5 protein-coding genes are annotated in these 12,551 nt (G+C 42.1%); 4 read left to right on the top strand and 1 reads right to left on the bottom strand.

Annotated elements, in window-relative coordinates; all coding sequences use genetic code 11:
- Window positions 1-185: 185 nt before the first annotated feature.
- A complete protein-coding gene (locus RYH73_RS02055) occupies window positions 186-2,048 on the bottom strand; it encodes a DUF4859 domain-containing protein (protein WP_335311593.1) in 1,863 nt (620 codons plus the stop codon).
- 508 nt (window positions 2,049-2,556) lie between these two features.
- Between RYH73_RS02055 and RYH73_RS02050 the strand changes: the two genes are divergently transcribed.
- From RYH73_RS02050 to RYH73_RS02035, 4 genes are all read left to right on the top strand, one after another.
- Window positions 2,557-6,060: a family 43 glycosylhydrolase gene (locus RYH73_RS02050; RefSeq protein WP_335311592.1), complete on the top strand. Its 3,504-nt coding sequence runs from the start codon at window positions 2,557-2,559 to the stop codon at window positions 6,058-6,060.
- Between the two features lie 217 nt (window positions 6,061-6,277).
- Entirely contained in the window at window positions 6,278-9,277 is a 3,000-nt protein-coding gene (locus RYH73_RS02045) for a SusC/RagA family TonB-linked outer membrane protein (RefSeq protein ID WP_335311591.1), read from the top strand.
- Window positions 9,278-9,289: 12 nt separating this feature from the next.
- Window positions 9,290-10,684 (top strand): SusD/RagB family nutrient-binding outer membrane lipoprotein, encoded by a 1,395-nt coding sequence (locus RYH73_RS02040; RefSeq protein WP_335311590.1) that lies wholly within the window; start codon window positions 9,290-9,292, stop codon window positions 10,682-10,684.
- A 53-nt stretch (window positions 10,685-10,737) separates the two neighbouring features.
- Window positions 10,738-12,489: a DUF885 family protein gene (locus RYH73_RS02035; RefSeq protein ID WP_335311589.1), complete on the top strand. Its 1,752-nt coding sequence runs from the start codon at window positions 10,738-10,740 to the stop codon at window positions 12,487-12,489.
- Window positions 12,490-12,551: the final 62 nt, after the last annotated feature.

Here is a 12,551-nt window from a genome sequence, read left to right as displayed (position 1 = left end):
GGTATTTAGATTTTTGGGAGCAAATATATTATTTAAAATGAGTCTAAACAATTTATTTTAAATTATTCTAAATAAGCATGGTCTGTTCGACAAAGTTTCTATTCCATAAGAAGATCTTTTAGTATTGGCTTGGCAGTGGGTTATTAGCATAAAGAGGAGTGTCCGAGAACACTCCTCTTTATGGCTTATTCGATGTTAATTTTAAATACGAATGTAGCTTGTGCTGTTTTTCCCGGTTCATATTCATAGACCAAGGCCTGTTTCACCGTGTATTGGTTCCCTGAAATCGAATGGCCTGGATACTGCCCGATTGAAAAGGCAAAATTTGTGGCGTTAAACTCCGAGAAAACTTTTGCGTTACTTCCCCAATTAATAACATTGCCGTTTGCGTCAAACCAATGACCATAACCATTGGCTGTGGTTGTGGCATTCAAATTGCCATCAGGCTCAACTGCGTAAAACTTAACATTACTTCCCATTAATTGTGTAATCTTGCCAGGTTGTAGTACGAAGGTTTGTGCTAATTGCGTTATGTCGACGGTTACGGTTTTTCCGGTATAATTGACCGTGTCTCTTGGAAAACTTACATCATAGGTGAATGTGGTATCCTTCGGCGTTGCTCCCTCTTCTAGATCGATATGATTGATAAGTGTCGTGTTTGTAAACTTAACTTTATAAGGCCACTGTTCATCATTGTTTTCGTCTTCATCCCAAGGATGTACCGTATAGGTACTAGGTGCTCCCGTTACAACAAACCATAGCTTTGCACAGTTTTCGGGAATGGTAAAATTCACGGTCTTATGAATACCCTGCTCCATGTTCCCATATACGCGGGCTCCATTAGCTAATAAAGCTACGTAACCGTACCGCCAACCTGCGCGCGAAGCATCCACCGTATTATACCCTGTGGCATTAGGTAGACCCGTGAACGCCGTTGAAATTTGTGTCCCGGCTGCGGGTACTTTCAGTGGTATGATATTATAACCTGATGTACCTGGGCAATGGTCATAAGCAACCTGAAAACTGCCATCGGCAAGTTCATTAAAATTGAAGCTATGTGCACCGATGTAATTTTTTCCGTTTTCCCGCAAAGCATCTAAGTCCCACGTGGCAAATTTCGCTGCTGCGTCATATAATTCATCGTTTAATTGCGCATTGGAAATACCGGTTATCCGCATGTAAGCTTGTATCGGGTCTTCTGGCTGTTGCGCTTCACGCCAGATTCTCCCAATGATGTCAATGCCATGCTTATTTGTCCAATAGTAATGGATGAAATAACTTGCATAACGTTGCCATTCATGGTGAATATGCCGATGATAGTTTTGCGTATAAACGGTGAAATTGTGTGAGGAGAAAGCTTCCAACGGATAGCTTTGATAGGCTTGCCATTGCGCAGTCTGTTCCCAAAAGCCGTTTCCTCCATTGCCACCAAAACCATATCGGAAACCGGAACCTCCGCCTAAATCGCAATGAACCTGATACTGAAAACTATGCCCGATTTCATGGGCAATGGTGGAACCGACGGGTTGTGAGGTGCCCGGACTTATCCAGAGTGCGCCGATTACGTCATCGTAACCAGAACCTGTTGCTAACCATTCGTCTTGGTAATAAAGGAAAATCATCATCTTATATTTGTCGAGATTCGATTTACCCTTACCACGCTCAGCAAATTTTAATACATTAATATTTAAATCATAGAAAGATTCGGCTTTGGTTAACAGATCGTCGATATTGACCCGATATTTAGCGGGAATATCGGTTGAATTTGGATCTTTATCTCCATAGTTTGCTCCCCAAAAGACAATGAAGTGTTCTGACTGCCGGCTACGAGGATAGCACCAGGTGCTCGTTGAATCATTGAAATCCATCTGTTGGAATTCTTGCGGAATATAAATCGCTAAACTATCGACCTCTTCTCCGGGAACCGGATGAAAAGGATTTTTTTTACATGAAAGAATACTGGCGAGCATAAGAAGGCAAATGAAAAATGGAACTAGCATAGCTAATCGAAAGTGCCCCACCTTCTCTGAAATGTTGATTTTTTTCATAAATAATAATAAAACTTACGTTAAACTTTGATTTTAATACTTTGGCCAATGTTGATTCTTCCATCCTTGTAGCTTGTGAAGGAAGAAGGATAAAAAGGGGTCATGAACTGTTGTGCATTGCTCATTAATTTAGTGTTACATAATAATAATCACTACTGTTTCGGATTCTGTAGTGCTTACCTTAGTTTGAACTTAATTTATAATTGGTTATTAGTTCAGTTTATAAATGTTTTATTGACATTTATTTGTTTTGTTCGAAATTAATGACTTGCCGGCAGTTAAAACTAAAAGTATTTTAACCAATAGTAACCATTTATTAGCAAGCGATCTATTTTCGTTCCTATCGAGCGCTGGCAGAAAAATAAAATAACTGTTTTAAAGACATTTATTGTTAAAAAAAGACAATAGTCTGTTAATATCTGGATGGTTGTCCATTTGCTAAGACCTTAACTTTGGTTTTTACAGTGTAAAAAGGCCTAAATAGTTGGTTTATGTTCGTTTAATTGATGTGGAAAGCCATCTTTATGGGCAAGAGATGGCCCTTCCTTATTTACAGAATATGATGGATAAAAAAAGGTTTTTTGTTTTCTTTCTACTTCTTTTCTCGACCCGCGGATTTGCACAAGAGCTAGGACACAACTGGCCAAAGGCTGGAAATCCCATCATACCGGGTTATTTCGCCGATCCAACTATAAAGAAATGGGGGGATACTTATTATATTTATGCCACGACGGATGGCAACGGTTTTGGATTGGGACCATCTCAAGTATGGAAATCCAAAGATTTTGTGAACTGGTACATGGAACCGATGAATTGGCCGAATACACCTGTCTATTGGGCCCCGGATGTTAATAGGGCGGTCGACGGTAAGTATTATATGTACTATAGCCAGCCTTGTGAGCTTTACGGTGCCTCGTCCGTTTCACCTACCGGTCCCTGGACTCCGCTGCTTCCTGGTGTAAAGCCCGTTGTTCCGAATTATTTCGTGCCTAATGTAATCACGTTAGACGGGCAAACCTTTCGGGATGATGACGGCAAGATGTATATGTTTTGGGGTACCTGGGGAATTTATCCGAACAGTGGTTGTGGGATGGGGTTGTTGAATGCCGATATGAAATCTTTTGCGAAAACAGGAATCATTTCCAATGCCATTGCGAAGGACTTTTTTGAGGCTCCTTTTATGTTTAAGCGGAATGGAATTTATTATTTAATGTATAGCGCTGAGCATTGCGAAGATGCAAGCTATAAGGTCCATTATGTAATGAGTACGAAAGGACCTATGGGACCTTTTGTTTATGGCAAAAACAGTCCGATTTTGGTTACCAATGAAGACGGTACCATACATGGACCAGGGCATAACAGTGTATTGCAGGAGGGAGACGACTTTTACATCGTTTACCACCGACATAACAATCCGCACAGTGGAGGTGGTTTTCACCGACAAATAGCCGCGGATAAGCTTGCGTTCGACGAAGAGGGAAATATAAAAAAAGTTGTGCCTACGCATAAAGGTATAGGTGCGTTAACAAAAAGCAATATTCAGTCGGTAAACTTAGTATTAGGTAAGACTGTAAAAGCTTCCTCGGTATATAATGAAGATTTTAAAGCTGGCTATGCATCGGATGATAATAATGGAACGCTCTGGAAGGCTGCCGATAATATGCATGAAGCATGGTGGCAAGTGGATTTAGGAAAAGAAGAACGTATACAGAGTGTCTTCACTCAGTTTGAATATGCTACTTGGTATTATCAATACCTGATGGAATATTCTAACGATGGTCAGCGTTGGAAAGTTTTTGCAGACCGCACCCAAAATACGCAATGGGGTAGCCCGATGAAAGATTACGGCGACGTAAAAGCTCGTTATTTTCGAATCACCATAAAAAACACCCAGTTACCTGGACTTAATAAAGCTATTTGGAACGTAAAAATATTTAGCGAACCCCGTATTGGTTATGAAGAAGGAAAGCTGTCAATGCCGCAAGCTCCAGTTGGAAGGCAAGAAAGTCTAGGTCTGCTGGTCGACTTAGAGGCAGATCAATATGCCCTACACACTGCAGATAAAAAGGTGACTAACAAAGGTGTATTAGGCGGCCTTTTTCGGGTAAAAAACGGAAGCTGTTCGATTGATTTGGTGCAAGGTCGAAAAGCTTTTGTTTTTGACGGACAAAGTTATTGGCAATCTGAAATGGCGCTTCCTCCAACCATAGGAGGAAACAGTAGTTTCACCATCAGTGCATGGATAAATAATGCAAACATTGCTAAAGAAGAACCAATTATTCAATGGGCTTCGGGCGGGAGAGACTTGACACATGCATCATTGGGCTATGGATCCGATCCGTCCCTCGGAGGTGCCGTACACGGGGGATGGTCTAATTTGGCTTTCAAGCATATTCCAAGCGCCGATGAATGGCATCATGTGGTGCTTGTTTTCGATGGTACGGAAGAGCGATTATATGTCAATGGCAAATTAGAGAATCGCGGTAACCGCATGCTTTTTCTGGAAAGACCTGCCGAAATATTAATTGGGACAGACAGACGTTTACAGCAATTTTTCAGTGGTGCCATCGCCTCGCTAAAAATGTACGATTATGCTTTAACGACGCAAGAGATTGAAAAATTACGGAATAGCGCTAAAAAGAGCGCGTATGTTGGATCTTTTGAATCGAAAGATTTAGTGTTTGGAAAAGTGAAGACTTGGATAAATAAAGGCTATGGTAAATCAGTAATAGAGCTTCAAAATCAGGAAGCTGAACTACTCGCTTACAAGGGGCAAATGGCGGTATACATGAAGAACGGGAGGGACGCGCTGTTTCCTTATTTAAAATCGACACTTGATAGCTTGGCTTATTATAGCCTTGTTTTGGTATACACAGATGGTAAACGGAAGGCGAAGGATACTTGGGCATTAACTGCCCTCGTGAAACAGCGGGATGGGCTTTATTACTACCATTCGGATAAATGGGAAAAACGAAATGAGCTGCGTGCAGCACTCATGAAAGTGATTCCATCAAAAGGCGTTTATCTAAAGTCGCTTCATTTACTGGATGAGGCTAAAGATGAAAACGAGTTAAAGAGCTGGGCAGATTCCGTGCTGAATCTAAAATCGGACAAGCAAATTAATCCGACCTATACGATTCATCCAAAATGGGTGTCGGAACACTTGGCTTTTATGCAGGCAGATACCTCGCTTGCCAAGCGTGATTATCAATTTAGCTTTAAAGAAATCGGAACGGACAGTCCAAGTACAGCCTGGCAATCAACCACCCATTACCTCGCACAAGATTTGAGTAAAAGAGAAAAGCACGCTTTTCGGTTTTTTGTAAAAGACCGTTATGGCTTCGTATGGAGCTCACAACAAGTTTCGCTAAAGGGTGTCGAAAAAAACCGATTTACTAGTATGCGAGAGGGCTTAGACCTCACAAAGGATTTTAGTGGCCAGTATAATTGGAATGGTATGGAAGGAGATTCGGCCGATAGTCTAACCGTGAGGCAGCACCAAGGTGCCGTTCATCTAGCTTCGGCAAAAACAGCTTGGGATGGTAGCGGTAACAGAGGGCCCTTTTTATATAAAAATATATCCGGAAACTTTTTGATGCAACTAAAAGTGAACGATTTGTCCGGTCTACAGCAACGCAAACCATTGGGCCCAAATGAAGCGGGTTTGATGGTTCGTTATGTGAATGAAGAAAATGAACAGTTATTGCAGAATGGGGTGATGCTTGGTTGGGGAATAGGCAATATCATAACTGACTTACAAGATAGGCGAAAGCAGCAACATAATAATACAGGCTTCGATTTTTATCCTTACCTCCAAATTCAACGAGAGGGAAAATTAATTTTCGTTCGTGGAAGCAAAAACGGATCGAAATGGATTGAATTTCCTGGAAGTCCTTACGTTGAGCCGGAATGGGAGGGTAAAATATGGCGAGTTGGGCCCTATCAGGCAAGTTATTCAGAAAAACGTGGCTATGGATTGCTGTCTGAATTCGAATTCTATGTTTTTCCATGATTTATTACGGGTATTCTTTTCTTATTGATGTGTTTTTTATGTTTTTTACTGTAAATAAATGTAAAATAGCTAATAAAATGTGTCGTATTTTGTTTATTTGTTAATATATGGTTTGTTGTAGTTAATTTTTGGGGATTATCCGTCGTGATTATGTAATAGTTTTGTTATAGTCGACGCAAAGAGCGACGATAATACACAAAACCAACACAAATTAATCATGAGAATCAACTACTTAATTGCCTTCATCGTAAGCTTATGGGCTTTCTTAGATGTTCAGGGGCAAACCAAGACATTAAAGGGGCTGGTAACCGACCAATCCAAAGAGCCCATCCCGGGGGTATCTGTTAAATTGCTCGGAACAACGCTGGGTACCTCTACTGATGCTAATGGTGTTTTTACTATCAGCTATCCGGCGGGGGCAACTTTGCAGATTACAGCTTTGGGCTATCAAGCGCAAGAAATCAAACTAATAACGCAGACGCAGCTGACCATTACGCTGGCCGATGATAATCAAGCCCTAAACGAAGTAGTTGTAACGGCTTTAGGGATAAAAAGGGAAAAAAGGCAGCTGACGTATAGCACGCAGGAGGTTTCAGGGGCAGATATTGCCAAAACAAAAGAACCGAACCCGCTTAATGCATTAACTGGAAGAGTTTCGGGTGTACAGATTACTTCTTCTTCCGGGCAACCAGGAAGCTCATCGCGTATTGTCATTCGTGGTACGAGCTCATTAACCGGGAATAATGAAGCCTTGATCGTGGTAGATGGGGTTCCTATAAATAATGATCAAACGGCTACAAATGGTAATGGAAGTGGTATCAGTCGTTTCTCAGATATCGATCCGGCTATTATTGAAAGCATTAATGTGCTGAAAGGATCGGCCGCTTCGGCCCTATATGGATCGAGTGCCGCACGTGGTGTAGTTATCGTTACTACCAAAAATGGTAATAAAGAGCAGAAGCCAAGTTTTAATTTTAGCACACAATTTTCGCTTGATAAGGCAATTTATCCACAAGTACAATCGGTTTATGCCCAGGGCGATCGCGGCGTGTATTGGAATGGAGTGGATAACGATCAGAAAACAAGCTTGGTTTGGGGCCCCCGCTTGGATACGTTGATGGTAGACGGTAAACCGGTACGTAATGTGAATCCAATGGATGCGTTTTTCCAAACAGGCAAGTCCTATACAAATACATTAAGCGTACAAGGGGGAACAGATAAGTCTAATTATTTTATGTCTTATTCCTACCTGGATCAGGAAGGTACAATACCAACAACGAACTATAAAAGACACGCGGCCTTTGCCAAATTCAGCAATAAGATCTATGATAATTTTACAGCCACTTTCCAGTTCAATTATGTCGCTACAACGGCGCATAGAACCCCGGAGGGTTACGGTTTAGAAGCACCCTTATGGACTGTGTATACTGCTCCTTTTTCCTGGGACCCTTTGCCTGCTACGAATGACGATGGTACACAACGTGTTTTCCGCTACTCACGCAATAATCCTTACTGGTCTTTAGAAAATGTATATAATGATGTGCGTGGAAATCGCTTTATCCCAATCGCCACTTTTAATTATACGCCTACAGACTGGTTAACCATTACAGAACGCTTAGGGGCAGATATATACTCCGAGCAATCCAAATACCATGAAGCTCCTAGTATACCGGTGGGAACCACCGGCATCCTACGCGATCGCAATAATAACTATCGGCAATTCAACCACGATTTGATCGCCGAGGCGCGTAAACAGATAGGAGAAGATCTAGAGGTGAGTATGTTGCTGGGCAATAATGTGTTCGCCACATATGATCAGCTCTATCAATTGGAGGGAACAGGAGGATTTACTGTTGATGATTTTGATAACATCAGTAATACAGAAAATCAGGTAAGTACGGAAAATTATAGACGCTTTCGTCGTGTATCTTTTTACGCACAGCCCACGGTTGATTACAAAAAAATGTTGACGCTTTCGCTTACGGGACGGATGGAACAGAGTTCCGTGTTTGATAAGGCAAACCGAACTTATTTTTATGGATCGGTGTCGGGAGGTTTTGTGTTTTCCGAACTTTTAAAAGAACAAACTCCTTGGTTAAGCTTTGGTAAGTTGCGTGCTTCTTACTCCAAGGTGGGTAATGATAATGTACGTGCCTATGCCACTTCGACGGTATACAACACGGCTACCAATTTCCCTTTTAACGGCGTGCCGGGATTTTTAATCAGTGGCGACTTAGGTAACACGAACCTGAAGAATGAAACAACTACCGAGCTTGAAATCGGTCTGGAAACCCAGTTTCTAAAAAATCGCATCGGTTTGGAGTTTAATTATTTTGATCGAGATCATACAGACCTCCTATCGTATATTACCTTAGCGAATTCTACCGGTTATCGCAATTCCTATATCAATGCCGGGAGTATGTATAACAGAGGAATTGAGGCTTTGTTAAATGTAACACCGGTTAAAAGTGAAGATTTCTCCTGGGACTTCACCTTCAATTTCACCAAAATAAAAAACAGGGTAACGGAACTTTATGGTGGTGCTGATCAAGTGCAGATTGGACAGACTTTCGCTTTTACCGGTGACCCTTATGGCACGTTCTACGCTCCGGGCTATAGTTACAACGAGGCCGGGCAAAAGTTAATAGATGATGCCGGCTTACCTGTTATTGGGCCATCCCAAAAAATAGGGAATATTCAACCCGATTGGTTGGCAGGCTTAAACAACAGCTTTACCTATAAAAATTTGAATTTGAGTTTTTTCTTCGATATGCGAAAGGGAGGGGATATTATGAACTCGGATGATCGTTATGGGTTCTTTTATGGCACACCGAAAGCAACCGAGAATCGTGAAGATCGCATCGTGGAAGGAGTGAACGTAAATACAGGGCAACCAAATACAGTTACCGTGTCGGCCCAGGATTACTATCAGCGACTGAATGCGATCTATGAAGCGGCTGTGCAGGATGGTACCTATGTAAAACTGCGTAATGTAAACTTAACCTACAATTTTCCTGAGAAATGGATCAAGAAAACACCTTTCCAACGCGCTTCACTAACAGCAACCGGACGGAATTTGTGGATATATGCCCCCCATTTTACGGGTTCTGATCCCGAGGTAAATAGTTATGGATCCGGGAATGATGCTTTGGGTTTGTACGGAAATTCTGCCCCAACTTCCAGATCGTATAATTTCACGCTATCCCTTACCTTTTAATTGATTAGAAAGATGAAAAAGTCAATTCCTTATATCATACTCGCTGCAACATGGTTGTTTTCCAGCTGTGAGAAATTTTTGGATGTCAATGAAAATCCGAATGAACCTTCATCGGTACAGGAATCATTGTTATTGCCTGCTATCGAATATAATTTGGTGCACAATGTGGTTGCCGGCTGGGCATCTATTAATGCAGCCCATTTTATGCAACTGATTGCCCTGAATCAGGCACCGCCCAATGTTGGCACTTATTTGTTAAATCCTGCGGATTTGAATGATACCTGGCGTTATACCTATACGGATTGTTTGGAGAATCTTAAATTGATGAAAGAACAGGCGGACGAGAAGGGTAACACCATTTATAGCGGGATAGCCGGTGTTTTAACTGCTTATACCCTTGCGTATGCGACCGATATGTGGGGAGATGTTCCCTATTCGCAGGCATTAAATGCTACGGGAACTTTTACGCCCGCATATGATAGTCAGGAAACGATCTACAATACGATTCAGAGCTTGTTGGATGAGGGTATTACCAGTTTACAGGCGGCTGGTGGAACACTACCGGGCAACAGGGATTTCTTTTACCAGGGAAATACCACGCAATGGATTAAGGCCGCTTATACCTTAAAGGCCCGTTATTATATGCACCTCACAAAAGCGCCGAACCACACCACGGCGGCACAGGCTCAATTGGCGTTGAGCGCCTTGGAAAATGGCATGCAAAGTAATACGGATGATTTGCGTTTAGTGTACGATGGTACAGCGGGCAAAGAGAATAGGTGGTACAGAAATTTTCTACCCGTCGAAACGATTATTTTATCGTCAAAAACTGTTGATTCATTAGTAAGCCGAAATGATCCGAGAATAACCCAACTGATTACCCGTTCAAAGCAGAATAATGCCTATTTAGGCCGTGTTATTGGCTCCTCTGGTATTGGCTCGCTGGAATCTTATTCTTTAGGCGGCTCATTTTACGCAAGTGCTAATTCGCCGTTAAATCTCATTAATTATCGGGAAGCATTACTGTTGAAAGCCGAAGCCACTTTAATCTTATCAGGAGCAGAGGCAGCGGCACCCATATATCAGCAGGCTATTGAAGCAGATATGGCCCATACTGGTGTTTCGTCTAGCACCGCAATCGCAGCCTATTTAGCAAGCAGAGGAAATATTAATGCCGACAATGCTTTGTCCTACATCATGGAAGAGAAAGCCATTGTCAATTTTCTCTCGCCGGAAATTTTTAACGATTGGCGTAGAACGGGTTATCCGGCAATTAATAAAGTGCAAAACGCAGTTTCGGATATTCCACGGAAAATGCTATACCCATTAAATGAGTTGACGAATAATCCCCAACCTCAACATAGTGGCGATGTGCTCACGAAGCGTGTTTGGTGGGATGCACAATAAGTTGTCATTTTTTAGCGTCAGATCTTTGATTTGGCGCTTTTTATTTGAACGAAATGGAAAGAAAATCATTTTTATCAATTGCGCTTATATTACTGTTTACTAATGCGCCATCCGTTAACGCGCAAATTTCCACAGAAGGGTATGTGCCCTGTCAGGAGATTCCTTATTTGATGAAACAGTTTGAAGCCGATGAAGCAGCTATTTATCGCTTTTATTCTCCCTCAGAAAATGCCCCCCGTTATCGAATGGCAAAGGGCATGGGATCGCCTGATCGGCAAGCACGATTAAGGGTGTTGAATGAACAATACCTTGATCAACTGAAGAATGTGGATTTCGATCAATTACCGCAGGAGTGTAAAGTCGATTATTTATTATTTACAAGAGACTTAAAAGAGAAGCAATATCAATTGGAAAGGCTTACACAGCAGATGGAACAGCTGAAAGGTCTATTTCCCTTTGCTGATAGCATTTTTGCGTTAGAGCGTTTACGTAGACGTGGAAATCCACTCGATGCACCACGGGTTGCTTCCACTTTTTCGCACCTAACGAAGGCGATACCCCTGCTTATAAAGAACTTGGATGGTATGCATTTAGAACCCGAACAAATTAGGGCGGCAAGAGAGGAAGCGGACTTGCTACGGAAGACAGCGGCAAGTGTCTTTGAATTCTATAATGGTTATGATCCGGCATTTTCGTGGTGGGTACCCGAAGCCTATCATCGTGCTGATAGCATGCTGGTGCGTTATGTCGGTGTTTTTCAAAAGAAGCAACAACCAAACAAGATGGGTATTTATACACGTACCCCTATTGGTAGAGAGGAACTGATGCGACTGCTTCAACACGAATTTATTAACTATAGTCCTGACGAACTTTTGGCAATTGCCCATCAAGAGATGGCCTGGTGCCAGCAGGAAATGCTAAAGGCGTCCACAGCATTGGGCTTCGGCAATGACTGGAAAGCTGCTTTGGAAAAAGTAAAAGCAAGTGCTGTACCTGTTGGACAACAACCTGCCGTAATCCGTAAGTTGTATGATGAATCGGTAGATTTCCTGAAAAAGAACGACTTAATTACGATTCCTGAACTTGCCGAGGAAACTTGGGGAATGATTATGATGTCGCCCGAGCGTCAAAAGTCAAATGCTTTTTTTACGGGAGGATGGGAAATTAGTATAACTTATCCAACCAATACAATGGATTTTGACTTAGCAAGAATGCGCATGCTTGGCAACAACCCTTATTTTTCGCGGGCGACTGTACATCACGAATTAATAGCGGGACATAACTTGGAATTTTTTATGAATGCCCGTTACCGAACCTATCGGAATTTTGATACACCCTTTTGGATGGAAGGATGGGCTTTATATTGGGAAATGCTGCTGTGGGATAAAGGTTTTGCGCGGACACCGGAAGAACGAATCGGTATGTTATTTTGGCGTAAGTATCGATGTGCGCGGATCATCTTCCAGCTTAACTTTCACTTGGGCAAATGGTCGGCAGAACAATGTGCTGATTTTCTGGTAGACGAAGTTGGACATGAACGGGCCAACGTGGAGAGCGAGTTAAATTGGCCTTTATCAAGAGATAGTCAGGCCTTTCCGCTTTACCAGGTGTCTTATTATATCGGCGGATTACAGTTCTATGCGCTCCAGCGGGAAGTCTTGAAATCAACTAAGTATACCTTAAAGGAATTTCACGATACCGTGCTCAAATTGAATGCGATGCCGGTGGAGATGATTCGAGCTATTTTACTTGAAGAGCCTTTAACGAGGGAAAGTCAAACAAGGTGGAAATTCTACCAGCACTAAATTAGACGTAAAAAGGCCGGTTTATCTTGTAAAACGGCCTTTTTAGGTTGTGAATAGCTAAA

This window comes from Olivibacter sp. CPCC 100613, assembly GCF_036959255.1.
Lineage (GTDB): Bacteria > Bacteroidota > Bacteroidia > Sphingobacteriales > Sphingobacteriaceae > Olivibacter.
This window is presented reverse-complemented; position numbering and strand designations above follow the sequence as displayed.